This window comes from Collinsella aerofaciens, assembly GCF_040920445.1.
GTDB classification, from domain to species: Bacteria; Actinomycetota; Coriobacteriia; order Coriobacteriales; family Coriobacteriaceae; genus Collinsella; species Collinsella aerofaciens_BH.
The window spans coordinates 1-23,206 of sequence record NZ_JBCOTQ010000038.1 but is presented as its reverse complement, the minus strand read 5'-3'; the positions used below and the strand labels follow the sequence as shown (position 1 = coordinate 23,206).

General features: G+C 58.2%; 21 protein-coding genes, 1 pseudogene and 1 riboswitch. Of the genes and pseudogenes, 7 read left to right on the top strand and 15 right to left on the bottom strand.

What is annotated here, in order from left to right; all coding sequences use genetic code 11:
• Positions 1-486: ATP-binding cassette domain-containing protein (locus AB5405_RS06970; protein WP_368137997.1), on the top strand; the 486-nt coding region annotated here is incomplete at its 5' end.
• Positions 479-1,225, top strand: a complete 747-nt coding sequence (locus AB5405_RS06965) for an energy-coupling factor transporter transmembrane component T family protein (RefSeq protein WP_022094111.1) — start codon at positions 479-481, stop codon at positions 1,223-1,225. The genes AB5405_RS06970 and AB5405_RS06965, both read left to right, overlap by 8 nt.
• A gap of 125 nt (positions 1,226-1,350) precedes the next feature.
• Here the strand turns inward: AB5405_RS06965 and AB5405_RS06960 are convergent, their stop codons facing one another.
• Positions 1,351-2,097, bottom strand: coding sequence for an aspartate/glutamate racemase family protein (locus AB5405_RS06960; protein ID WP_040358337.1), 747 nt, complete (start codon positions 2,095-2,097; stop codon positions 1,351-1,353).
• Between the two features lie 84 nt (positions 2,098-2,181).
• A complete protein-coding gene (locus AB5405_RS06955) occupies positions 2,182-3,438 on the bottom strand; it encodes a carboxylate--amine ligase (protein ID WP_368137996.1) in 1,257 nt (418 codons plus the stop codon).
• Positions 3,439-3,672: 234 nt separating this feature from the next.
• Between AB5405_RS06955 and AB5405_RS06950 the strand changes: the two genes are divergently transcribed.
• Both AB5405_RS06950 and AB5405_RS06945 read left to right on the top strand, forming a co-directional pair.
• Positions 3,673-4,305 (top strand): MOSC domain-containing protein, encoded by a 633-nt coding sequence (locus AB5405_RS06950; protein ID WP_368137995.1) that lies wholly within the window; start codon positions 3,673-3,675, stop codon positions 4,303-4,305.
• A 234-nt stretch (positions 4,306-4,539) separates the two neighbouring features.
• Entirely contained in the window at positions 4,540-5,673 is a 1,134-nt protein-coding gene (locus AB5405_RS06945) for a coiled-coil domain-containing protein (RefSeq protein ID WP_368137994.1), read from the top strand.
• Between the two features lie 37 nt (positions 5,674-5,710).
• Here AB5405_RS06945 and AB5405_RS06940 read toward each other — a convergent pair whose 3' ends face one another.
• The 7 genes from AB5405_RS06940 to AB5405_RS06910 all read right to left on the bottom strand — a co-directional run bounded on the left by AB5405_RS06940 (position 5,711) and on the right by AB5405_RS06910 (position 10,490).
• Positions 5,711-7,090, bottom strand: coding sequence for a serine/threonine protein kinase (locus AB5405_RS06940; protein ID WP_368137993.1), 1,380 nt, complete (start codon positions 7,088-7,090; stop codon positions 5,711-5,713).
• 98 nt (positions 7,091-7,188) lie between these two features.
• Positions 7,189-7,611, bottom strand: a complete 423-nt coding sequence (locus tag AB5405_RS06935; protein WP_117635411.1) for an XRE family transcriptional regulator — start codon at positions 7,609-7,611, stop codon at positions 7,189-7,191.
• Positions 7,612-7,643: 32 nt separating this feature from the next.
• A complete protein-coding gene (locus tag AB5405_RS06930) occupies positions 7,644-8,087 on the bottom strand; it encodes an FxLYD domain-containing protein (protein WP_368137992.1) in 444 nt (147 codons plus the stop codon).
• Positions 8,088-8,251: 164 nt separating this feature from the next.
• Entirely contained in the window at positions 8,252-8,521 is a 270-nt protein-coding gene (locus tag AB5405_RS06925) for a hypothetical protein (RefSeq protein ID WP_368137991.1), read from the bottom strand.
• A gap of 84 nt (positions 8,522-8,605) precedes the next feature.
• On the bottom strand, positions 8,606-8,947 hold the full coding sequence (locus AB5405_RS06920) for a HigA family addiction module antitoxin (RefSeq protein ID WP_050766086.1): 342 nt from the start codon (positions 8,945-8,947) through the stop codon (positions 8,606-8,608).
• Positions 8,919-9,200 carry a type II toxin-antitoxin system RelE/ParE family toxin gene (locus AB5405_RS06915; protein WP_006234335.1) on the bottom strand — a complete coding sequence of 94 codons (282 nt, stop codon included), beginning with the start codon at positions 9,198-9,200 and terminating at the stop codon, positions 8,919-8,921. The genes AB5405_RS06920 and AB5405_RS06915 overlap by 29 nt, the downstream gene beginning before the upstream one ends.
• Before the next feature lie 102 nt (positions 9,201-9,302).
• Positions 9,303-10,490 (bottom strand): N-acetyldiaminopimelate deacetylase, encoded by a 1,188-nt coding sequence (locus tag AB5405_RS06910; protein WP_368137990.1) that lies wholly within the window; start codon positions 10,488-10,490, stop codon positions 9,303-9,305.
• Positions 10,491-10,634: 144 nt separating this feature from the next.
• Positions 10,635-10,803: riboswitch (Lysine riboswitch) on the top strand.
• 65 nt (positions 10,804-10,868) lie between these two features.
• Between AB5405_RS06910 and dapA the strand changes: the two genes are divergently transcribed.
• Genes dapA through dapD form a run of 3 tightly spaced genes read left to right on the top strand, consistent with a single transcriptional unit; the run spans position 10,869 to position 14,670 of the window.
• Positions 10,869-13,178 carry a 4-hydroxy-tetrahydrodipicolinate synthase gene (gene dapA / locus AB5405_RS06905; RefSeq protein ID WP_368137989.1) on the top strand — a complete coding sequence of 770 codons (2,310 nt, stop codon included), beginning with the start codon at positions 10,869-10,871 and terminating at the stop codon, positions 13,176-13,178.
• A complete protein-coding gene (dapB, locus tag AB5405_RS06900) occupies positions 13,171-13,911 on the top strand; it encodes a 4-hydroxy-tetrahydrodipicolinate reductase (protein WP_368137988.1) in 741 nt (246 codons plus the stop codon). Before dapA ends, dapB begins: the two co-directional genes overlap by 8 nt.
• A gap of 39 nt (positions 13,912-13,950) precedes the next feature.
• The gene (gene dapD, locus AB5405_RS06895) at positions 13,951-14,670 is read left to right on the top strand and encodes a 2,3,4,5-tetrahydropyridine-2,6-dicarboxylate N-acetyltransferase (RefSeq protein WP_368137987.1); all 720 of its coding nucleotides are present in this window, start codon (positions 13,951-13,953) and stop codon (positions 14,668-14,670) included.
• 142 nt (positions 14,671-14,812) lie between these two features.
• On the opposite strand, the gene AB5405_RS06890 is transcribed toward dapD, so the two are convergent.
• From AB5405_RS06890 to AB5405_RS06865, 6 genes and pseudogenes are all read right to left on the bottom strand, one after another.
• Positions 14,813-15,817 carry a nucleoid-associated protein gene (locus tag AB5405_RS06890; RefSeq protein ID WP_022094136.1) on the bottom strand — a complete coding sequence of 335 codons (1,005 nt, stop codon included), beginning with the start codon at positions 15,815-15,817 and terminating at the stop codon, positions 14,813-14,815.
• Between the two features lie 111 nt (positions 15,818-15,928).
• Complete coding sequence (locus AB5405_RS06885; RefSeq protein ID WP_368137986.1) at positions 15,929-17,089, bottom strand: DUF2974 domain-containing protein; 1,161 nt, start codon at positions 17,087-17,089, stop codon at positions 15,929-15,931.
• Positions 17,090-17,216: 127 nt separating this feature from the next.
• Complete coding sequence (locus AB5405_RS06880; protein ID WP_368137985.1) at positions 17,217-18,167, bottom strand: L-lactate dehydrogenase; 951 nt, start codon at positions 18,165-18,167, stop codon at positions 17,217-17,219.
• 201 nt (positions 18,168-18,368) lie between these two features.
• On the bottom strand, positions 18,369-19,532 hold the full coding sequence (locus AB5405_RS06875; RefSeq protein WP_006234344.1) for a pyridoxal phosphate-dependent aminotransferase: 1,164 nt from the start codon (positions 19,530-19,532) through the stop codon (positions 18,369-18,371).
• A 118-nt stretch (positions 19,533-19,650) separates the two neighbouring features.
• Positions 19,651-21,651: an NAD(+) synthase gene (locus AB5405_RS06870; protein WP_368137984.1), complete on the bottom strand. Its 2,001-nt coding sequence runs from the start codon at positions 21,649-21,651 to the stop codon at positions 19,651-19,653.
• A gap of 312 nt (positions 21,652-21,963) precedes the next feature.
• Positions 21,964-23,106: pseudogene (locus AB5405_RS06865) on the bottom strand (radical SAM protein); the annotation flags it as partial.
• Positions 23,107-23,206 lie beyond the last annotated feature (100 nt).

The following is a 23,206-nucleotide window of genomic DNA, read 5'->3' as shown; positions in this document are numbered from 1 at the left end:
GCTCTGCGTCGTGCCCAACTCGTCATCGACCGCTTTGGCCTGCCTGCCGATGAGGCGCCGTTCTCGCTTTCGCGTGGCCAGCGACAAATGGTGGCGCTTGCCTCCGTCGTAGTGGTTGAGCCCAAGATCGTCGTACTCGATGAGCCCACGAGCGGCCTTGATTACCGCGAGTGCATGACCGTCATGGAAACGGTGCGCACCATGGCCGAGCGCGGTTGCGCCGTTATCATGGTCTGCCACGATATGGAAGTCGTCTCGGATTTTGCCGAGCGCATTGTGGTGATGGCCGACGGTCGCATCCTCGACCGCGGCCGCACGCACGAGCTATTCTCGAACATCGAACTCATGCAGCATGCCTACGTGGAGCCTCCCCAGGTTATTGAACTCTCGCGCCGTCTGGCATCTTCCGTCTCGCCCGCTTTTGCGCAGGTGAGCGAGGTCACCGATGTCGTTCGAATTACCAAGGAGATGGTCCACCGTGGTTAACGTCATCGACTACATGCCGGGCGATACGCTACTGCATCGCCTGAACCCCGTCGTCAAACTGGGCCTCGCCGCCGCCATCATCGTCGGCATCTTCTTGTCCGACACCTACGTGGCGCTGCTGGGCTTTTTGGCACTCACCCTTGCGCTGGGTGCCTATGCCGGCGTCGTCGACCGTCTGTTCTCGCTGCTCAAGTTGCTGATCCCGCTCGCGCTTATCATGCTGGTGCTCCAGCTGGCCTTTATGCGCGATGGCAACGTGGTGTGGGGCTTTATCACCGACACGGGCCTCATCACAGGATCGAAGGCCTGTCTGCGCCTACTGGGTGTGGCGTTACCACTCATCCTCATGCTCATGGTGACCAAGCTCAACGACCTTGCCAACGCCTGCGTCGAGGTGCTGCACGTACCGTATCGCTATGCCTTCACCTTTACCACGGCGCTGCGCTTTGTGCCGGTGTTTGGTCAGGAGATGAACGCCATCATGGAGGCGCAGACCGCACGCGGCGTCGAGTACGACACCAAGAACCCCATCAAGAAGCTTAAGCTCATGCTGCCACTGTGCGTGCCACTGCTCATCTCGAGCGTGGGCAAGACCGATGCCACAGCCTTGGCGGCAGAACAGCGCGGCTTCTATCTGCGTACGCGCGCCAGCTCGTACAAGCGCTATCCCATCAAGGGTCTGGACATCGCCGTGCTCATCGTCAGCATCGCCCTCATCGCCATCGGCTTCCTGTTCTAGTTCACCACCGACAGCAACCGCCCAACGCAAAAGGCCTCAGCTCGCACCAAACGAGCCGAGGCCTTTACTGTTTCACCAGATAAAACCTGCCAAAATTAACCTGTCCCTTTTTGACAGGTCGAAAGCTAGAGGCGGTAGGGGGCGCCGCTGCGGATGATGGATTCGCGCACCAGGACATCCATGGCGTCGAGGGTGATCTCGGGCATCTCTCGGTACTTCTGTAGCACCGAGAGCTCGGTGCAGGCCAGAATGACGCGGTCGCAGCCGCTACGGGCGAACTCCCACATCACGCGGTCGAACTTATCCATATCGGGCTCACGTCCGGCCTTCACATCATCGTAGATAAGCGACATCACATCGTTCTGACGTTTCTCGCTGGGATAGACGACCTCAACACCCGCAGCCTTACATTCGCGGCCGTAGACGCCCGCGCCCACGGTTCCGTCGGTGCCCATGATGCCAATCTTGTGCACCGGCTCGGCAGGCATACTCAGGTTGGGGTCGAACTCGCACTCCCCCATCACCGCACCAGCCAGAGCATAGCGCACCGACTCACGCGGCATATGGATAATCGGCACCTTCGTAAACGACTGGATCTGGTCATAGAAGTAGTGTGACGTGTTGCAGGGAATGGCAATGTGTGCACAGCCCAGCGACTCGAGTGCCTGGGCGCACTCTTTCATGGTCGCCAGCAGCTTAGCATGCTCGCCGGTCTTAATGGCCAACGTGCGGTCGGGCATGGTCGACTTGGAGAGTACCACCATGTCGATATGTTCCTGATCGCAGGCAGCAGCCGTATGACGCACCACCTGGTCGTAGTAATACGACGTGGCCTCGGCGCCCATGCCGCCGATAACTCCCAGCTTTTCCATCGCCGCCTCCTTGGTGACGCTTGCGCAATTGCGCGTATCATACCCGCGCCCGCCCGATGTAAACCGGACGGGCGCCGCGCTCATCTACTTGTAATACGTCTTGAACAGCTTAAAGTGGCGCAGCTTGGTGTGCCACATGCGCAGCCAGCGGTTAAAGACAAAGTCGCCCTTCATAAACGAAGGGTCGGCGCCCTTGCCTTCCTTGTCCAGGCGATGCACCTTAGCGCGCAGCTCGGGATCCTTGACGTACTTGTCGACGACGCCCATGGGGACGACCATCCACAGCGCCTCGTCCTGCGCCGTCACAAACTCCGGTTCAAACGGGCGGTTGAACACATACTCGTCCACCACATACTTGGCAACGTTAAAGCCGCTGTTGGTGACGTAGTAGTTGCTGCGGCCTTGGCGCGTGTTGAAATCGAAGAACTTAAACGAGCCGTCGCGCTCGTCGTACTTAACGTCAAAGTTGGAATAGCCCACAAAGTGAAGGTCCTCGAGCAACTTGCGCACGCCGCCCATGAGCTCGTCATTGGGCTCGGTGATGATACAGGCGTGGTTGCCGACACCGTGAGGCTGATGCTCCTCGAGCAGCACATGGCCCAGGCACATCATGCGCACCTTGCCGTTGCGGTCGGAATAGCTGGTGAGCACGCGCATGTACTCGTCGTTGCCGGGCACGCGATCCTGCAAGATCAGGTCGTCGGTGTAGCCGCTGGCATACGAATCGCGAATGACCTGTTCCAGCTCGGCGCGGTCGGCAATCTCATAGGCCTTCTTCTGGCCCTCGAACTCGTGCTGCCACCACATGATGCCGTCAGAAGGCTTCAGAATCATCGGGTAAGGAAAATCGATCTGGTCGAGCACTTCGGCAGGCGCCTCACCCTGGGCATTGAGCATCGCCTTGGCAAAGGTAAACGTGTGCGGATAGGGCACGCCATGCTTCTCGCACAGCTCGTAGAAGATCTCCTTCTTCTGGCACTGCTCGAGCATGCTGTAGGGCGCGTAGGGAGCGACGATGTTATCCGCCAGCTCATGGGCATCCTTGGCTTGAGCCACGAGAGCGACATAGTTGTCGCCACAACCCACAAGGACAATCGTCTTATCGGCATGCGCTTGGGCAATGCCGTTGACGGTTTTGAGCATCACGGGCATGGTGTCGATATCCACGTTGGGCGTGTAGTCGATAATCTGGCTGCGGTACGCGGGACCCGTCTGATACTTGCCAAAGACCAGACTCTTGACCTGGTACTCCTCGTAGAAGGCGCGCGCCACCGAATAGGCGTTGATGTCGCCACCGAGCAGCACGGGAATGAACTCGCGCTCTGTAAATTGCAATGCCATGGAAACTTCCTATCATGAACTGCCCACACAACGGGCGGTCTTTGCGCAACTGATTTATTCTAGCGTGCCAAGCCGCCGGCGCCCAAAGCTCCACCGTATCTATGGCAATCGACGCAATCGTCCAGCACGAAGGCCAGCACGAAGACGGCGCTCACCGTTGTATGACAATGGGCAATGAACCTACCGTTGTTGTAGGATTCAGCGTATTGACATCTTCGAGCGAAAGGCGCACACGTGCCCCAAGACCATCCGACCGATAATCCTATCCTCAATGCCGCGAAGCGCGAGCTGGCGGAACGTGCGAAAGCGACCGCTCCCCTGTGCACGGCAAACGACGCCTACAACGGACCCGCCCGCATCGTCTCGATCAACACGTCGGCACACAAGGGCACGCGCAAGTCGCCCGTCGCCGATGGACACGACACCGTTATAGAGCAATTTGGCCTCGCCTCCGACGCACACGCCGGGCATTGGCACCGTCAGGTTTCCTTTTTGGCCGCAGAGTCCATCCAGACGGCGCAGGCCCGCGGACTCGATGTGCGCAAGGGTGACTTCGGAGAGAACTTCACAACCCGGGGCATCAACCTGCTCTCGCTCCCCTTGGGCGCACAGCTCAAGCTTGGCAGCGAGGTGCTTGTCGAAATCAGCCAAATCGGCAAGGTCTGCCACACACGCTGTGCCATCTACTATCTCGCCGGCGACTGCATCTTTCCCCACGAGGGCGTTTTTGGCGTGGTACTAAAGGGCGGAGAGGTCTACGCCGGCGACGATATCCAGGTAATCAAACTCGGCGACGGCACCTGTTCGTTCACCCCCGCCGAGGCCCTCGAAGAGATTGAGCAGGCTCGCCAGAAGGGCACGCTGTAGTTATAAAACCCCACGTTGAGATGGCTTTTACAGCCCAAAACCCCTCTCAAACAGAGCTCTGTAACGTTAAAGTTGAACTCTATGGTTTCTCAACAATTCATCATAACTGCAGGTCAAAGCCAAAGCCTCAAGTTCAACTTGACCCTTTGGAACCTTTAAGGTTCAAGTTGAGGTCGAAAGCAGTAGTAGAATACCGTTCGAACCATAACCTACGATTGATTGCAGAGGGACTGGATGCAGCATTCGAATCATCGCACCGCAGCGCTCATTGCGTCGAAGCCGGCTCGTATCATCACGAGCGCCGTGCTCGCCGTTGCGCTGACGGCCACGCCGATGCTCTCCCCCGTTGCGGCGTATGCCGCCTCGCAGGCAACGCAGGACCAGCTTTCCGCAGCCCAGCAGAAGATTGAAGCCGCCACGAGCGCCTACAACGACGCCCGCACCAAACTCGATGACCTGCAAAAGCAGATTGATTCCAATGAGGCAAGCATCGAGGAAATCGAGGCTAAGCTTCCCGAGCAGCAGTCCAAGGCAAGCTCCGCCATGCGCGATCTGTACAAGTATCAGAAGGGCACCAATCCTATCGTGAGCTTCCTGGTCAATGCGCAGAGCCTGGGCGAGTTCATCACGACTTGCAAATACACCAACCAGATCACGAGCTCGAGCGTCGACGAGATCGAAGAGCTCAATAACATGCAAACCGAACTCGAGCAGAACAAGGCCGAGCTCCAGCAGGCCAAGTCTCAGCTTGAAGCAGAGCAGAAAAACGCCGAGGATGCGCTGGCGCAGGCCCAGCAGCTCCGCAGCGAGGCACAGGCAAAAGCCGAGCAGGAAAATGCCGCCGAGCTTGCCAAGCTTGAGGCCGATAAGGCCGCTGCCGCCGAGAAGCTCTCGGGCGAGGGCGTAAGCGGCAGCAATTCCAGCAGCCAGGCCACCAACACCAACACCACCATCGACACCACGGTGAACAGCTCCAATACTGGTAGCTCCGATTACGATTCGTTCATTAATGAGTGGACAGGCCGCATCGACAATTATCTCGCCGGCTCCCCCATGGCAGGCCAAGGCTATAACTTTGCCGTCGCCGCTTGGAATACCGGTGTCGACCCCCGTTGGTCCCCCGCCATCGCCTGCATCGAGAGCACCAAGGGTGCTTATTGCGCCAATTCTTACAACGCCTGGGGCTGGAGTGCACGTGGCGGCGGTTGGCGCAGCTTTGGCAGCTGGAGCGAGGGCATCTCCGCTCACGTTGCCTATCTGGGCGCCAACTACGGCTCCACCCTTACCCCGGCAGCGGCCAAAAAGTACTGCCCGCCCACGTGGCAGGACTGGTACAACAAAGTCGCCGCTCAGATGAACCGCATCTAAGTGCAACTGCAAAGGGCCCCAATGGGGCCCTTTTCTTTTAGGTGGCGGAAGTATCGACGACGCCGGTCGCATTGGCAACCGCGACTATGACAATCATGCATAGGAGCAGCACACCCAATGCCTTGAGCCAGAGTTTCGCGAGTTTCTTGCCGCGATAGCTGTCGAGCAGTGCGAATCGCCGACGAAGACGGCGCTTATCGAACAGCGCAAAATGCATAAGCACCATAAGGCCATCGACAAAGAAAAAATACTCGATTATGAGAAGCCACGTCGGGTAGCTTTGGTTTGCTCCGGTGGGGTGAAAGACGGCAAAGTGACTTCCGACAAAGAACACAAGCAACGAGAAGCAGACGAGCGTATTCCAAATGCGCCCCAGAGACTCCGGAACGCGAGAGAGCAGGCCGCATGCCGCGGAGGCGGCAGGCCTAGGAAGCCCTGCGGGGTTCTGGAGCCCTTGGGGCGTCAACGCCGTCTCCGAGTCTGGAGTACGGACAGGCGCAGGCGCAGGAGGCCGCACGGGGCGACTCAGATCGTATGCCGCGCGCGTCGCCCGTCCCAACGCTTCCGCACTCGCAAAACGCTTGGCCGGATCGAGCGCCATCGACATGCAGACGGCATCGGCAAGTGGAGTGGGAATGCCGCGCGCCTCGCATTGCTCGCGCATGTCGAGCCCTGGTTTAGGGTCGACTCCCGTCAAGCAGAAGAACAACAGAGCGCCAAGTGCGTAGACGTCGCTGCGCACACTCGTCTGCCCAAACCCATACTGCTCGGGCGGCGCATAGGGCCGTGTCCCAAACTTGACGGTGTCGGCATCGGCGCCATCGCGCCATACGCGCGCGATCCCCAGGTCGATAATCACCAGCGATGAAAATGTCAGGCCGTCATCAGGCGTATAGTTGGCACCTGTCACGATGATATTCGACGGCTTGAGGTCGCGATGGATCACCGGCGCCGACGTCTCCCCCGCTATTGCAAAACCGGCGTGGAGCTCGCCCACGGCATCGCATAGGGCAGGATACAATTCACGCGCATAATCGGGGGTGGCTCCCAGACGGTCCACCAGCGCCCCGAGCGTCTCCCCTTCGATGTATTCCATAACCACGTTGAGCTCGTCGCCCACACGACGACAATCGACGATTCTGGGCAGGTGCTCAAAACGCCTGCCTGCCCGCTGAGCGGTAAACAGACGCTCGTATGCCCCGCCGATTTGAGCCGAAGCATCGATGCGTTTACGGACAAAGGGGCCGAGCGAACCACCGCCGGTTCCTTCAAAGTACACGAGCTCGGTTGCTTCAACGGACGAGCGCTTAAGTACACGCTCCACGCGATAGCTGTCGTCGCGATCGAGCGACGCCAGGTGCTCGGCAAGCGCTGCGGTCAGCTCGTCATCGGAATATGTTGGGCTCTGAGTATCCATAGCCTCCATCATAGCGCAGGGCGCAGACACCCCATGGCATCCGCGCCCCGTTCGTTTGCATCGTTGTTCGACAGCTCTACCGGCTCAGATATCAGCCGCTAACTCACCGTCTCCTCGCCAAAGCGATACAGTTCCTCGTTGACCTTTTGGAGACTGCACCCGCGATCGATGCAAAAGATGATAATCGCATCGCGGCGGTCCTTGCAGTTAAGGACGCTTACCCCGGCAGCCGTCAGCGCACGGTTGGTCTCTTTGAGCGTCAGCGCCATCGCAAAGGCAATCTGCAGCACCTTGTTGCGACTCGGATGACGCGCGCCGGTAAAGATCTGATAGCCAAAGGTCTCATTGAGATCGGCCATACGAACCACGCGCGAGCGCTCCAAGCCCTTTTCCTGCAGCAGCTGCTTCAGGTAGTCCGAAAGCGACGGGGCGGCAAAGTCGTGCTCCCTGATATAGCCATCGATGTTCGGCGCATCGAGAAGCTCATTGAGCAACTCCTCGGTCAGTTTTTTATCGGGCATACGACTTCACCTCCCCCAGTGCATGCAACATGCTAGAAACCGCTTACGTCCGAACGCTCCCAGCTAGCAACCTGGTCGGGAGACACCGTACCCAGCGCCTCGAACTTCCAGGAGCCGCCCGCCTTCAGATGATTGGTGTTTGCAAGAGCCGTTCCAACCTGGTTGCCATCGGCATCATACAGAACATACTCAATCTGAATGTAGCTCTTTTCCTTGTCCGTGTTATTGGTCAGCGTGCCCGTGATCTTATAGGCAAACTGATTGGAAGTGTCTTCAGCCTCGTCAGCAATGGTATACGGTTCTTGCGGTTCTTTTTGCTCCTCAGCCTGCTGTGTCGCCTCGGCAGGTTTTGCCGAATCGCTCGCAGGCGAATCGGTTGAATTGCCACCCATAGAGCCCACGACACCGACAATAACCAGCACCACGATGATGCCTAGGACAATCTTGCCGATCGGCTTCTTTCCCTCTTTTGCCATTATTCATCCTTCCTACGATCCGGCTACCGTGCCGGCACACAGCACATCGTAGGAAGGATTGAACTTGAATTCATTAGCTGAGAGCTAAGGCTGCGGTAAACGGCCAATGCAGTTATCCAAACGCCGAGCAAACGCACTTTGCGCGACCGTCTGCTGGCAGCGCATCAACCCACCGTGACGGATTCCCCGGTAAAGGTGCTCACAAGCAACAGGATAAAGAAGGCCAAATAGCTGATGCTCAGCAGGTAGGCGATGACCAAAAAGGCAATCCATCCTACATTGGTCTTACCGTCGGCGCGGCGCTGTTCACGACTGCGATAAAGCCAAATCGTCACGCCGATGGCAGTGATAAACAGCACGAATGCCGCCGCAGCCAGCCCAGCAAGCACAAACATCACGCCAATGCTTACAGCGATGACCGGAAGCAGCAGCAAACCGCACCCGCATCCACCCGGACTATATACGGCAGACTGTCGGCGTCGTTCCATCGCCGCGCCACCCCCCATCATCTTTGAGCACTACAGTGCGATAGCCTGCTGAACAGGAACGATCTTGTCGAGTTCCGGTTCGATCCGCCTTTTCTCGGCCTCAAGGTCAAACGCCACCTGAGCGCGCAGCCAATAACCATCCGTCAGGCCAAAATAACGGCAAAGACGGAGGTCGGTGTCGGCCGTCACGCGACGTTTTCCCAAGACAATCTGCCCGATACGCTGAGCCGGAATCCCAGTCTCTTTCGCAAGGCGATATTGAGAAATGCCCATGGGAACAAGAAACTCCTCTTTGAGAAGCTCACCAGGAGTCACCGGCGACAGCAAATCGGCCGAAGTCTCATCACTTGTGATAATCGACGATTTCGACATTCCAAGCCATCTCCTGTCTCCACTCAAAACAGACCCGATAGCGCTCGTTAACACGGATGCTATATTGACCGGCACGATCGCCCTTCAAAGCTTCCAGGCGGTTGCCCGGTGGAACGCGAAGATCATCAAGCGAAGCACAAACCTGCAGTTGGCGAATCTTCCTCAACGCAACACGCTCAAAGGGCACGAACCTCCTGACCCGCACACCCATGGCAAAGCGTTCGGTATCCTCATCTTTATACGATGCAATCATAGTATCGCCTTACGTTAGTAACGTCAAACGTTTCTATAGACTTACATCTCTATTATATCGTACGTTTGTTCGTGTTTTCTAGAACAAATAGTCCTTCACGCCTTAGTCAAGCGAAAGTAATCGTTTGTAGACATCGAGGCCTTTGAGTAGGATTTCCTCGTCGAAGAGCATGCTATCGGTATGCAGAGCGCTTGTTGCATAGGCGGGGCAGCCATCCGAATCACTCGGGTTGTCTTGGTCCTCTGGCACGCCCATGCCTAGCAAGAAGAACACGCCCGGCAGATGGCGTTGATAGAACGCGAAATCCTCGGCGATCAGCAGCGGTTCCTCCACAAGCTGCAGCCCGGGCAAGGCAGGCGCGACGCTGGCAAACAACTCGGGGTCGTTGTCGACCGGCGGATAGCCCTCGGCAAAGTCAAGATCATACGTGCAGCCCGTTGCGGCACAGGCATCGTCCAGCACGCGGCGCACGCCTTCGCGCGCCCGGTCGAACATGTCGTCCGTAAACACACGCAGGCTTCCGGCCACATGGGCCTCCCCCGCCACCGCGTTGCAAACCGTACCGGCCTGCAGCAGACCAAACTTACCGATACAGGGCTCGTCGGTGCCCAGCTCGTCCATCAGTTCGCGCTCGGCAACCAAGAACTTGGCAGCCGCCAGCGCCGCATCGTGCGACTCCTCGACCGGAACGCCATAGGTCTTAGCGATATGGATGCTCGTCCCGTGAATATGAATGTGTGTCTCACTCGAACGCGCCAGCAGCGGACCGGAACAACTCGCCAACGTGCCGGCAGGCAGATCGGGCCACACATGGAAGCCAAAAATGCGGTCAGCCCCATAGCGCTCGAACACACCGCTCTCGCATACCGTCTTGGCACCACCGGTCGTTTCCTCGGCCGGCTGGAACACAAAGAGAACGTTGCGCCTAATGGCGCCCGGCTGCTCGCGAATCGTACGGTCGACATACGTCGCGGCGGCAAGTGCCATGGCCATGTGTCCGTCATGTCCGCAAGCGTGCATCTTGCCGGGATGGATCGAGGCAAAGGCCGCTCCCGTCGCCTCCGCGATGGGCAGCGCATCCATATCGGCGCGAATCGCCGTGGCACGCGCGGCACCAACGCCAGCGTCGAAGAAAGCGCAGACGCAGCTGGGACACGGATGGGTCACCTCGCAAGCGAGCGGCGCCAACACGCCCTCGATATAGGCGATAGTCTGCGGAAGATCGAAATCGAGCTCCGGAATGCGATGGAGATCGCGGCGATAGCGACGGAGTTCTTGGAGCTCGGTCATAGAGAATCCCTTCGTGAGGCACATCTGTTGCAACTTATTGTGATACAGGATTGTGGCACACATGTTTCCAGCATATTGCTGCATTTTTTAAACGTTATATACGAATACTCTTGTTTGGTAAAGTGCAACGTGATAGGGTCTTTACCACTTGATAGAGGCGCGGGCACGAAGAGCCGCGGGCGAGCCGGCAGGCTTTGACCCCGTGGGGAGGCGAAACCCGCCGAACTGGGTTTTTCGGGCACGAACAACCTGGTGGGCCTGTGGGAAACACCCACAGGACTGTCTGCAGCAATGCGGGAGCGCTATCCGGACATTGGGTCCACGCTATGCGGATTCGATGCGCAGATGGCGCCGTCTGGATAGCGAGGTTTACGGGACATGGCATTGACCCCCAACGAGGCATATGCGGCCAAGCAGCCGTTTGTGGACAAGGAGACACTCGAGCATATCGTCGAGCAGTTCCCCACGCCGTTTCATCTATACGACGAGGCGGGCATCCGCCGCAACATGCAAGAAGTGCGCGACGCCTTTGCATGGAACCCGGGCTTTAAGGAATACTTTGCCGTCAAGGCCAACCCCAACCCGGCGCTCATCTCCATTCTCAACGAATACGGCTGCGGCTGCGATTGCTCGAGCTATACCGAGCTCATGATCGCCCGATCGCTGGGTATCACGGGACACGACATCATGTTCTCGTCCAACGACACGCCGGCTGCCGACTTTGAGCTCGCCGACAAGCTGGGTGCCATCGTCAACTTTGACGACATCAGCCACATTGAGTTCTTTGAGCGTGTTGCGGGGCCCATCCCCAAGACGGTCAGCTGCCGCTTTAATCCAGGCGGCCTGTTCCAGCTCTCCAACGGCATCATGGACAACCCGGGCGACTCCAAATATGGCATGACCACCGAGCAGCTCTTCGAGGCCTTCCGCATGCTCAAGGCCAAGGGCGCCGAGGACTTTGGCATCCACGCATTCCTTGCCAGCAACACTGTCACCAACGACTACTACCCCAAGCTCGCGCGCATCCTCTTTGAGCTTGCCGTACGCCTGGAGCGCGAGACCGGCGCACACGTCGCCTTCATCAATCTGTCCGGCGGCGTCGGCATCCCCTACCTGCCCGAGCAGCAGGCCAACGACATTCGCGTCATCGGCGAGGGAGTACACGCGGCATACGACGAGATCCTGGTTCCTGCCGGCATGGGCGATGTGGCGATCTGCACCGAGATGGGTCGCTTTATGATGGGCCCCTACGGATGCCTGGTCACCAAGGCCATCCACGAGAAGCAGATCTACAAGGACTATATCGGCGTGGACGCAAGCGCCGTCGATCTGATTCGTCCTGCCATGTATGGCGCTTACCACCACATTACGGTGATGGGCCAGCCGGGTGGCGACGACAAGACCACAGCGCCCGTCACGGACACCTACGACATCACGGGCAATCTGTGCGAGAACAACGACAAGTTCGCCATCGACCGCGAGCTGCCGCATATCGACATGGGCGACCTGCTTGTGATCCACGATACCGGCGCGCATGGCTACTCCATGGGCTACAACTACAATGGACGCCTGCGCTCCGCCGAGGTCCTGTTGCGCCCCGACGGCTCGGCCGACCTCATCCGCCGCGCCGAGCGCCCGGGCGATTACTTTGCCACGCTCGACGTGCTGCCGAGCGGCCGAGAGCTGCTGGCCAAGTCGCGCGCCGAAAGTGCCCGCCGTCGCGCCCAAGACGAGCGCCTGACAGTCGCCGCCCAATGGAACAAACGCATCCAGATCGCGGACGCGAAGGAGAAGAACATGGACATCCGCAATCTCGAGGGCTCAATCGTCGCCCTCGTCACGCCGTTTAAAAAGGATGGCAGTGTCGACTTTGACGCACTCGAGCGCCTTATCGATTTCCACCTGCAAAACGGCACCGACGCCATCCTCACCCTGGGCACCACCGGCGAGAGCGCCACGATGACCGACGACGAGGATAACTCCGTCGTCGCCGCCGTGGTCAAGAATGTTGCAGGACGCGTCCCCGTCATTGCCGGCTCGGGCTCCAACTCCACGCAGACCATGCTCACCAAGTCGCTTACTTACCAGGGCTTGGGAGCCGACGGCCTGCTGCTCATTACCCCCTACTACAACAAGTCCAACGAAGAGGGTATCTATCAGCACTTTAAGACCGTCGCCGATGCCGTGGACATCCCCTGCATCCTGTACAACATCCCCGGCCGCTGTGGCTGCGGCATCAGCGAGCGCAACGTAGAACGCCTGGCCGCGCACCCCAACATCATGGGTATTAAGGAGGCCTCGGGCAACGTCGCCTACGCGGCCAAGATCGCCCACCTGCTGTCAGACGACTTCCGCATGTACTCGGGCGAGGACGCGCTTACCGTACCGCTCATGAGCCTGGGCGCCTCGGGCACCATCAGCGTGTGGGCAGACGTGCAGCCGCAGCTCGTGCATGACATGTGCCGCGCCTACTTGGACGGTGACGTGGCGCGTGCCCGCGATATCCAAATTGCTGGCCAGCCGCTCATCAATGCCCTCTTTAGTGAGGTCAACCCCATCCCCGTCAAGGAAGCGCTCGCCCAGATGGGCATGATCGAGGCAAACTACCGTATGCCGCTGTGCCCCATGGCAGACGACACGCGAGCCGCACTTACCGATGCTCTGAAGGGAGCTGGTCTGCTTGATTAAGACCGTCATTATGGGAACGGGCCGCATGGGCTCGCTCATCCGCACCACCGCCGAGGGCGTTGTCGACGCCGGCGGGCAGCCCGTTTTTGATATCGTCGCCCAGATCGGTTTTGATCTGTCCGAGCTCGAGAGCGCCCCGGCGGCCGACGTTATCATCGACTTCTCGAACGTCGTGACCTTCGATGCCGTCGTCGTCTATGTCGAGCGCACGGGTGCCGCGTTGGTCTCGGGCACCACGGGCTATACGCCCGAGCAGATGGACCGTCTGCGTGAGCTGGGCCAGAACACCCGCGTTATGCACTCGGGCAATTACTCCATCGGCATCGCAGCCCTGCGTCATCTAGTGGCCCAGGCCACGCGCGAGCTGCCCGGCTTTGACTGCGAGATTGTCGAGACGCACCACAATCAAAAGGTCGACGCCCCCAGCGGCACCGCCAAGCTGCTGCTCGACGCCGTAGTCGAGGCCGAACCCGAGGCAGGCTACCACCCCGTCTACGGACGCGAGGGCATGTGCGGCGTGCGCGACTCCAAGGAAATCGGCATGCACTCGCTGCGCGGCGGCACCGTCGCCGGCGTGCACGAGGTGAGCTTCTTTGGCCAGGACGAGGAGGTCACGCTCACCCACCGCGCCACGAGCCGCCAGATCTTCGTCAACGGCGCCTTGGCAGCCGCGCAGAAGCTCGTCACCCGCGAACCCGGCTTCTATACGTTCGACCAGGTCATGTTTGTCTAACCAGGTGTCAACCGAATCCGCCCAAAGGAGAGATAGCAAATGAGTAACGCAGCCGAGATGGATGCACAGGAGATTATCAACTACATCGCCACCGCGCCCAAAAAGACGCCCGTCAAGTTGTACGTGCGCGAGAAGCCGGGCATGAAGGTCCAGTGGGGCAATGCACACGTCTACGGCGGTCGCCGCGGCAAGACCGTCTTTGGTGACTGGGATGAGCTCAAGGCAATCCTCGACGTCAACGCCGACTCCATCGACTACTACGACGTCGAGAACGACTGTCGCAACTCTGCCGTGCCCATGCTCGACCTTAAGGGCATCAACGCCCGCATCGAGCCGGGCGCGATCATCCGCGACTGCGTCGAGATCGGCGACCGCGCCGTCATCATGATGGGCGCCATCATCAACATCGGCTCCGTCATTGGCGAAGGCTCTATGATTGATATGGGCGCCGTCCTGGGCGGCCGCGCAACCGTGGGCAAGAACTGCCACATCGGCGCCGGCACCGTACTGGCAGGCGTCGTTGAGCCCGCCAGCGCCACGCCCGTCATCATCGAGGACGATGTCATGATCGGCGCCAACGCCGTGGTCCTGGAGGGCGTGCGCGTGGGCAAGGGCGCCGTCGTGGCTGCCGGTGCCGTGTGCGTCGAGGACGTCCCCGCCGGCGCCGTCGTGGCCGGTGTCCCCGCCCGCGTCATCAAGATGCGCGATGAGAAGACCGACAGCAAGACCGGCCTGGAAGAGGGCTTACGTCAACTTTAATAGTTACGCGGTTTTGACAAACCGCGTTTTCGCTGGCGTATGCTCAACCTGCGGCGCAATGTCAGCAACCAAGCCGAAAACAAAAAAGGCCGAAGCCCCGAAGGGCTTCGGCCTTTGTTTTTCTGCAACGTCCAAGCGCAGCTTATCGATTCTCAATACTTCCGATGTTCTTGAGCTCGATGGAAATGAGGCCGTTGGGCTCATTGACGAACTCAATGTACTCGGAATTCGAACCCATCTCTGCCGGGAAGCTGATCTCGATGCCCGTATCGGTACGAATCTTGTGATTGCGCACCGCCGCGCGTTCGACCTGCTTGCGCTCCACGGGCACACGCTCAGGCACCTTCTCCTCGGTCAGTGCCGCGCGCACGCTCTCCTTGATAACCGGCTCGTCCTCAAAGACCTCATCGACGATATCCCAAGGGGGCAGTTCCTCGTCATCCTCAACTTTCTCGGCAACAGCAGCCTTAACCTTGGCGAGTGCTACAGCCGTGTTGGCACCGTGCTCCTCGGCGACTTCCTCGACCACACGCGTCACGGTGTCGATGACCTCCTTGCCCGATACCCCCGTGTCGCACTGCAGCAGGCCATCGGGAATGAGCATGCGATCCTCGCCGGCAATCTTGCGCTTCTTATCCACATAGCCGATCTCCATGGTGCTTGCACGCACGATTGCATAGCTCGGCACCTTTTGCGAGGGATTCGGCAGAATGGCGTAGTGGCGCGCAATGTCGTTGCGCACCTCGCCCTCTTCGCGACCTACCTCGTGCATAAAAGCCTGCTTGGAGCCCAGCAGCATCACGGCAAACCAGCGGGCATCCTCATCGTCATCAAAGTCCGCCACAAGCACGTCAGTGGACTCGGCTTTCTCGGCCTTGGTAAGTTCGGAAGAGATGAACTCCGCAATCTGCTGAGACAGGTCCACGAACTCACGCTCACCAAAGAAATAACCCTTGAGCTCGCCGCCGAATGCGGAGTTCTCGGCAAACGTGGCGCGTTTATTGTCGGCCGAGGTGCGTGCGCGGCGCAGATGCGTGGTCACGAAGTTGCGCACGGTACGGCTCTCGATATCGAGCTCTCGCTGGCTCATGACGTTGACGGCAGAGTCAAAGTCCAGGATATGCAGAATCGCGTGATTGATTTTCATATACGGCATTCCGTTCTAGATTGAATTGAGCACGAACCAGTATAGCGGTCGAGCCCGCCCCAGGCGCATCGAAGATTGGTGCATCGGGGACAGGTTGCTCTGCACCAATGGTTAGCGCAGGAGCTCGGACTGCCAAGCCTCGAGCTGTTCTGCCAAGCTCTTGCCGGCAGCGGGCATGTCGATCTGGGGACGTTTGGGCAGAAGCGCACACTTAAGAATCGCAACGATAGTCTGCGAGACAAAGCGTCGCGTATCCTTGTCAAAGCCTTGCGCAGTCTGGAGCATCACGGGCAGGCTCTCGCGCAGATTCCCAGCGATATCCGCAAACCGCTCAGCACCCGTAGCCTCAAGCACGGAGAACAACGCATCTACAAAACGCTCGCGCTCGCTAGGCGACACTGCAAGCAGCATCTCGCGAATGGAACCATCAACGTATCGAGCACCGGCAGACAGGCGCTCACAGTACACGAAGTCGCAACCATCAACCACCCAGCTAAAGGGATTGTGCTGCAGCAGGCTGAACTCGGTGCTCTCAACGATGGCATAGTCCTCCTGTGTCTCGAACATCATGCCGAAGATCGACGACCGAGGTAGCGTCTTGTCGATTCGACCGGAAAGATCGGCAAAGGCGTTGCCGTTCAGAAACTCCTCGACGAAGCCCGGACCATCATGGGAATACGCCCGTTCGATTCGCTCACGGGCGACATCGGAGCACATCGCCGCACCGTACACCGCAAGGTTTCCGCCCTTGGAATGACCTCCGCACAAAAGCGGCCCGTCGATCGCATCCGCCGCCTCGTCCACATAACGCGCCGCGGATTCCTGGGCCGGCACAGGACACCGGAACGCCATGTTAAAATCCTCTTTCCAGCCCACAATCGTGCTGTCGGTCCCCCGGAAGGAAAGATAGCTAAACCTCGCCGGAAACCGGAACGTCATGGCTGCAAACTGCTCCGTCGCCACCACATCGCTCACAGCACGATAGCCGCAAACGTGCACGCCACGGTAGCGAGGACTTGCTGCCACGGCCTCCAACAAGGCCCTGCTCCCCTCCGGGTCCCACAAGTCGTCAATCATGTCCCGGTAGCACTCGGCACGCAGCAGCTCGCGTACGTCAAGGCCCTGCCAGTTCGTCAGCTCCGCCATATCACCCGGCAAACGCAAATAGGACAACCACGCAAAGACGAGGCTATCCACCGCGCAGAACGGCCGCTCCTCAAACGGATCAAACACCGTCTGGGCATAGGTCAAATAATTAGGCGAATCCGACATGGCCCTCCCATCAACTATGGTGCATTGGGATGGTGCATTGGGGTCAGGTTACTTTGCACCAAAAAGGCGCCCGGGCCGTGTGGACCCGGACGCCTTCATTGTAGCTTTTCGCTCTAGCGAGCTTGATTTAGCAGGAGAAATCGACGCTGTCGATGATGTCCTTGAGGGCCTTGGCGGAGACGGTGAGCTCATGCTGCTCGTCATCGTTCAGCGGCACGGGGACGCGGCAGACAACGCCGTCGCGGCCAACGACGGTCGGCATGGAGATGGCAAGATCGGACAGGCCATACTCGCCCACCATGAGCGAGGAGACAGGCAGAACGGTCTGCTCATCGCGCATAACGGCGGTGCAGATGCGCTTGACGGCCATGGCGACGCCATAGTAGGTGGCGTGCTTCTTCTCGATGATGGTGTAGGCGGAGTTCTTGACGTCCTCAGCGATGCGCTTCTCGGCAGTCTCATGCTCCAGATGGCCGTGAAGCTCACAGAAGGTGTTCAGCGGAACGCCGGCAACCTGAGCGCTGGACCAAGCGACAAACTCGGAGTCACCGTGCTCGCCCATGACATAGGCCTGGACATCGCGCGGGTCAACCTCGACGTGGGCACCAAGCATCTGCTGCAGGCGGCCGGTGTCGAGCACGGTGCCGGAACCGATGACGTGGCCCTCGGGCAGGCCGGACATCTTGATGGCGGCGTAGGTCAGAACATCGACCGGGTTGGAGACGATTAGCAGAATGCCGTCGAAGCCGGACTTCTTAATCTCGGGAATAATGGACTTGAAGATGCTGACGTTCTTGTTGACCAGGTCCAGGCGGGTCTCACCGGGCTTCTGGGCAGCGCCAGCAGTGACGACGATCATGGCGGCGTCGGCGACATCGGAATAATCGCCGGCGTAGATCTTCATCGGCTCGGCAAACGTCATGCCGTGCGCGATATCCAGGGCCTCACCCTCGGCGCGGTTCTTGTCCACATCGATGAGGACCATCTCGGAGAACAGACCGCTCTGCATCAGCGCGAACGCCGAAGACGAACCGACGAAACCGCAGCCGACAATAGCGACCTTCTTCTCGTTAACCATTAGAAACTCCCATCTCTCTCCACAAACAAGCCGCCCGGGAACGACCCGAGCGGCTTGCCGTAATCCCAATACATCCAATCGGGACTTTGATTATGCTCCTATTCGCAGCCAAAAATCGACCGTTTACCGAAATTGTTTGCAGAATTCGTAAAATAACTGCACGAAATCGGTTTCGAGCTATTGACGAGTCGAAATAGGTTTCTAATACAGGCCTGCCTCGCGAATGGCCTCGACAGCCAAAGCGATCTGATCGGGCGGCAGGACCAGCGCCATGCGCACGTGCCCCTCGCCCGAAGGGCCAAAGCTCGCGCCCGGCGTCACCACAACGCCGGCCTTCTCCATAAGCTCCTCGCAAAACGCCATGGAATCGGTGCGACCACCGGGAAGCTTGGCCCATACAAACATAGATCCATGCGCGTTGGGACGCTCCCAGCCCAGACCCTCGAGACCGTCGCACAGGGCATCGCGGCGCTCCTGGTACTTCAGACGCTGCGCCTCGACCTCATCGCGCGGACCGTTCAGGCAGGCGATAGCAGCCTTCTGGATCGGGAAGAACATACCGAAGTCGATCTGGCCGCGCAGCTTGGCAAAGGCCGAGACCACATCCTCGCGACCGACCAAAAAGCCGATGCGGGCACCGGTGACGTTAAACGACTTGGAAAGCGAGAAGAACTCGACGCCCACCTCGAGCGCACCGGGATACTGCAAGAAGCTGCCGCCGGGCTCGCCGTCAAACACGATGTCGGAGTACGCGTTGTCATGAACGATCAACAGATCATGCTCGCGAGCAAAGGCGATAATCTCCTCGTAGACCTCGGGCGTACCCACCGAGCCGACCGGGTTCGCGGGCAGCGACACGATCATATACTTGGCACGATCGGCCACCTCGGGATCGATACCCGCCACATAGGGCAGGTAATTATGCTCGGCAACCAGCGGATAGTATTCGAGCTTGGCATCGGCGATCTTGGCACCCGCCTCAAAGACCGGATAGCACGGATCGGGAACCAGAATGGTGTCGCCCGGATCGAGCAGGGCCAGGCCCAAATGGCCCACGCCCTCCTGCGTGCCGTTGCACGACTGCACCATAGACGGCGTAATGCCCGAAACGCCAAAGCGACGCTCATAGTAATCGCACACGGCCTGCTTGAGTTCTGGCAGGTCGCGCAGGGCATACTTCCACATCTCGGGATCTTGGGCTGCCTGCGTGAGCGCCTCGACCACGTGGTCGTACGGCTTAAAGTCGGGCGTGCCCACGCTCATGTTGTAAATGGTCTTGCCCTGAGCCTTCAGCGCGAGAAGCTTGTTGTTGAGCGAGGCGAAGACCTCCGCGCCAAAGCGGTCGAGACGCTGTGATGCCTGCATGGTGCCACCTTTCGATATAAAAAACGCGGCGCTCCGACAAGAGCGCCGCGCGATACGGGCCATCAGATTGCAAAAGTGTAACGCTTGCAACCCCCGTATTGGTTCAATTTAGCCAACCTTAGTCAACTGGATTGAGCGCGTCGATCTGCGCAAGCCACAGACGCGAGCTAGCGTCACTCGGCATACGCCAATCGCCGCGCGGGCTGAGCGTCACCGAGCCCACCTTGGGACCATCGGGCAGGCAGCTGCGCTTAAACTGCTGGGCAAAGAAGCGACAGTAGAACGTACGTAGCCACGTGTAGACAGTCTTGGCGTCGTAGACGCCCTCGAAGCTCTTGAGCGCCATGCGGTAGATCTTGCCCGGCTCAAAGCCAAAACGCAGCAGGTAGTAGAGAAAGTAGTCGTGCAGCTCGTACGGGCCCACCAAATCCTCGGTCTTCTGCGCAATCTCGCCGTCGCCCGTGGGCGGCAGAAGCTCGGGGGACACCGGCGTATCGAGGATGTCGAGCAGCGTCTCGGCAATACGCCCGCCAAACACATCGGCCGCATAGCGCACCAGATGGCGCACAAGCGTCTTAGGCACGCTCGCGTTGACGGCGTACATGCTCATGTGGTCGCCGTTATAGGTAGCCCAGCCGAGCGCCAGCTCCGACAGGTCGCCCGTGCCGATGACAAAACCGCCAGCCTGGTTGGCCAGATCCATCAGAATCTGCGTACGCTCGCGCGCCTGGCTGTTCTCGTAGGTCACGTCCTGCACGGCCGGATCATGCTCGATATCCTTAAAGTGCTGTTCCACGGCAGCATGGATTGAGACCTCGCGGAAGCTCACACCTAAGTCACGAGCGAGCGACTCGGCATTGGACTTAGTGCGGTGCGTCGTGCCAAAGCCGGGCATGGAAACCGCCGTGATACCCGTGCGCGACAGCCCCAGTGCATCGAAGGCACGCACGGTCACAAGCAGCGCTAGCGTGGAGTCCAAGCCGCCCGAAAGGCCGATGACCGCAGCCTTGGTACCTGTGTGGGCGAGGCGGATCTTGAGGCCCGCAGTCTGCAGACCGAGGATCGTCTCGCAGCGCTCGGCCAAGTCGCCGTGGTCGGCCGGCACAAAGGGCGCGCGCGGGAAAACGCGGTCGATATCGCAGGCATCGCGCAGGACAGGTTCTTCGGCCAGCACGCCCTCAAACGAAAACTCAACGGCCGTGGCCTCCGGCGCATCGTCGGTGCGCGTCCACGTCGTCGAGCGACGGCGCTCGGCAACCAGGCGGTCAAGGTCAACGTCGGCGATGGCCATATCGCAGGTAAGCAGTTTGGTCGCGGCGAGCTTGGAGCCGTTTTCGTAGACGAGGTTCTCGCCCGCAAAGACCATGTCGGTCGTGGACTCGCCCTCGCTCGCGTCCGCGTAGGCATAGGCGCAGTACAGGCGCGCGCTCTGGTTGGAGATTAGGCTGCGGCGGTAATCCGCCTTACCGATAATCTCGTCCGAAGCCGACGGATTGAGGATCACCGTCGCACCGGCAAGCGCCATCTCGGTCGAAGGGGGCGCCGGCACCCACAGGTCCTCGCAGACCTCAACGCCCAGCACCATATCCTCGGCACCTTCATCACAGCAGCGGTAGACAAGCCCCGAACCCAGCGGAACCGGACCCTGACCGGCAAACTCGACCCACACGGGATCCGCAGGCGATGGAGCAAACCAGCGACGCTCATAGAACTCGCCATAGTTGGGCAGATACTTCTTGGCCGTAAGACCCAAAAGCTCGCCCGCGCAGCACACGGCAGCGCAGTTGTAGATATTCTCGGCAACTGCAACGGGAAGACCGATGGTAAAGACAATCGGCAGCTCATGAGTCTCATCGAGGATATGCACCAGAGCAGCCTCGCAGGCATGCAGTAATGTACGGTTATGGAACAGATCGGCTGCGGTATAGCCGCACAAGTTGAGCTCGGGCAGCACCAGAGCACGAACGCCGCGCTCGGCAGCATCGCGAACAGCCGCCAGCGCAACCTCGGCATTACCCTCGACATCGGCGACGCGAATCTGCGGCGACGCCGCCGCCACACGCAAAAAGCCATCGTTCTTATTAGCCGAAACGCAGCATTGCCTTGTTGATCTGGACACTGGAGGCCCCTTCTACCCTGAGATTCAGTCTAACGGTCGTTCACATATCTCTAACTAGCCAAAGCAACCTCCCAGTTTACTGAGAGGCCAACCTGTGCTAAGAGCATGTATTTCAAAAATATCTTTAATTAAAAAAGGAGAAATCGATAATCGACTTCTCCTTTAAGCGAGGCAAGTAAATTCCGAAACTAATGGCAGAATTTATCCATGTAGTCCTCAAAGTCGAACACTTCTACCACGACGCCCTCTTCCTGAGACTCTTTCAGTTGCTCCAAGAGATCTTTATTAATAACGTCCATGCAGAAACCTCCTCTATCTAATTAATTGTAGTATATCTGCTTTCATGCAATTATCAACCAACTTGTTTAATTGCTCCTCGTTTGTCGATAGTCCCTCTTTTTTCAAAATGTCTCGCACCTCGTTCTTAGTAATCGGCTTTTCAAACAACGAAAGCAAAGCGAACGAAAAATCATTAACCGCACACATTCTATGGGTGGCACAACTCAGCAGTACTCTTAACCCCTCTTTTGAGCGTCCGACTTCTTTAACAAACGAACTTTTAACCAATTGAAAACCATTATCGTGCATTACATAATCGGCATCGATATTTGTATTCAGCAATCCATAATGCAACAGTTCTTCTATCGCCCTTGTCAGCTCGAGGTCGCCCTGATCAAGAATAAGAGAAATGCTACAATCGGCCTCCAATAAACGGGCCAACTTAAGGTATACCAACTGGGAAACAGCATAGACATGATGGTATTCAGAATTATAGAAGTAGGCAAATGGCTCAACGAGCACGACAGAGGTCTTGGAATCCAGCCAGATTCGATCAGCTGGATTTAGACTAGTTGGCCGTCGCTTTACTTTGGTCAAATGTCCCTTATACCTGACAGCGTGAATAGAATCTAGGATCCAGGTCACCTCTGAAATATGAAGCCGCTGGGGCAAGTCAATTGTGTCGCTACCGTTTATGACCTCTTGCATATAAAAATCAATATGATGCTCATCAGATAAGGATTTTGCTTCATTTAAAGTTAAACCAGTGCCTGAAACATAATCCACTTCGAGGCGCAAATCCTCATATTGGGACTTCGGCATTACAGAGACACCATACTTATCGGGATGATTCCAAACATCCGACCCCATAACGAGACCAAAATTCGTAAATCCTCTCGTGGAATATGGAACACCACATACCTGTTTTGAATAATTCAAAAAATTCTCTGTATAAGCTAAGGTGTTCAGAGCCTCTTCTTTAGTTTCGGTCGGAAAGCCAATCATAAAGAATAGATGAACAGGAATACCCGCATTGAGACAATCATGGATATTGCGATCAATCCAATCAACTCTCGTGTTCTTCTTCATTAGATCAAGAACTCTTTGGTTGTATGACTCGAGGCCAAACTGAATCTGCCTACATCCACTTTGGTATATCTTGTTGAAAACGTCTGTACTTAGGGTTGGAGAGAACCTCGTTGTTAGCGCCGGGCGATTTTAGCCGCTAATAGTCAAACGATTTTGACCAATCCCGGTCACCGAATAATGGCCACCG

Bases quoted from the DNA above. Each gene is read 5' to 3' on its own strand.
- AB5405_RS06890 (WP_022094136.1), bottom strand. From the start codon at position 15,817: ATGAAAATCAATCACGCGATTCTGCATATCCTGGACTTTGACTCTGCC.
- AB5405_RS06945 (WP_368137994.1), top strand. From the start codon at position 4,540: ATGCAGCATTCGAATCATCGCACCGCAGCGCTCATTGCGTCGAAGCCG.
- AB5405_RS06955 (WP_368137996.1), bottom strand. From the start codon at position 3,438: ATGGCATTGCAATTTACAGAGCGCGAGTTCATTCCCGTGCTGCTCGGT.
- AB5405_RS06885 (WP_368137986.1), bottom strand. From the start codon at position 17,089: ATGTCGGATTCGCCTAATTATTTGACCTATGCCCAGACGGTGTTTGAT.
- AB5405_RS06875 (WP_006234344.1), bottom strand. From the start codon at position 19,532: ATGCAGGCATCACAGCGTCTCGACCGCTTTGGCGCGGAGGTCTTCGCC.
- AB5405_RS06940 (WP_368137993.1), bottom strand. From the start codon at position 7,090: ATGGATACTCAGAGCCCAACATATTCCGATGACGAGCTGACCGCAGCG.
- AB5405_RS06960 (WP_040358337.1), bottom strand. From the start codon at position 2,097: ATGGAAAAGCTGGGAGTTATCGGCGGCATGGGCGCCGAGGCCACGTCG.
- AB5405_RS06935 (WP_117635411.1), bottom strand. From the start codon at position 7,611: ATGCCCGATAAAAAACTGACCGAGGAGTTGCTCAATGAGCTTCTCGAT.
- AB5405_RS06920 (WP_050766086.1), bottom strand. From the start codon at position 8,947: ATGTCGAAATCGTCGATTATCACAAGTGATGAGACTTCGGCCGATTTG.
- dapD (WP_368137987.1), top strand. From the start codon at position 13,951: ATGAGTAACGCAGCCGAGATGGATGCACAGGAGATTATCAACTACATC.
- AB5405_RS06915 (WP_006234335.1), bottom strand. From the start codon at position 9,200: ATGATTGCATCGTATAAAGATGAGGATACCGAACGCTTTGCCATGGGT.
- dapA (WP_368137989.1), top strand. From the start codon at position 10,869: ATGGCATTGACCCCCAACGAGGCATATGCGGCCAAGCAGCCGTTTGTG.
- AB5405_RS06910 (WP_368137990.1), bottom strand. From the start codon at position 10,490: ATGACCGAGCTCCAAGAACTCCGTCGCTATCGCCGCGATCTCCATCGC.
- AB5405_RS06880 (WP_368137985.1), bottom strand. From the start codon at position 18,167: ATGGTTAACGAGAAGAAGGTCGCTATTGTCGGCTGCGGTTTCGTCGGT.
- AB5405_RS06930 (WP_368137992.1), bottom strand. From the start codon at position 8,087: ATGGCAAAAGAGGGAAAGAAGCCGATCGGCAAGATTGTCCTAGGCATC.